The 1100-nt window shown below is 37.7% G+C and carries 1 pseudogene; it reads right to left on the minus strand.

What is annotated here, in order from left to right:
- A pseudogene (locus B554_RS0100010) lies at positions 1 to 1100 on the minus strand (adhesin); the annotation flags it as partial.

Below are 1100 nucleotides of genomic sequence, written 5' to 3' on the forward strand. Positions count from 1 at the left end.
ATCGTGTTGTTTAACTCAGTTTTAGTATCGTTAATCTGAGTCGTTAACTGATCTTTAGTCGTGTCCAGCTTGGTGTTGGTATCAGTGATCTTGCCATTTAAGCTGTCTTTGATTTTAGTTAGCTGATCAACATTCACTGCATCTTTAGCATTTACACCATCTGCCACATTGGTAACTTGTTTACCACCAGCATTTATACCGTCTTTAGTAATGCTTGGACCTTCTTTAATAGTTAAGCCATTATTAGTAAGTACGCTATCGCCTGAAGTTACGCTGTTTAATGTCAGATCTTTTTTAGTCGATACTTCGTAGTTAGTACTGCCATCTTTATTAACAGTTTCTTTTACAACGACATTATCGCCTTCAGTTACAGTTGTTTTTGCTTTAGTTGCAGTATTTTTTACTTCGTTAATTGCATCATTGATGTTGTTTTTACCCGTGCCGCCAATGTTATTGGTCGTCAGGCTACCGTCTGGATTTACAACTGTATTTCCACCAATGCTATTTTTAATACTGTTTGAAATATTATGAATCTGGCTACCATTTACTGCTTCTTTTGAAGTCGATGAAATGTTGCCAGCTTTCACGTTATCTAAAACCGTACCATCCTTACCTTTTAAGGTAACTTTATCTTTGGTTTTGGCATCATCGTATTTCACTGCAGCATCATCAGTTGCATTTTGCTTGGCAGCAAGATCATCTAACTGACCTTTATTCACTGCATCTTTAGCATTTACACCATCAGCTACATTGGTAATTTGTTTACCACCTGCATTAATACCTTCTTTAGTAATGCTTGGACCGTCTTTAATCGTCAAACCATTGTTGTTCAAAGTGGTATTGCCAGTAGTCACACTGTCAAACTTCGAGTCTTTTAATAACTCAATCTGGATACCATCTTGAGTAGTACGGGTAATAACATTTTCACCGCTTGTTTTCGCAGCTGGAGTTGAAGCAGCGGCACCACCCACAATATTGAGCTTCTCACCAAGTTTACGATGTACATCTGCACCGCTGTTACCAGCAAAGTTCAAGCCTTTGTTTTCAAGCTCAACCTTGGTACTGTCAATTTTTGTATTTAATTCAGTTTTCGTATTACC

Source organism: Acinetobacter sp. GG2, from assembly GCF_000292385.1.
In the GTDB taxonomy this organism is placed as follows: Bacteria; Pseudomonadota; Gammaproteobacteria; order Pseudomonadales; family Moraxellaceae; genus Acinetobacter; species Acinetobacter seifertii.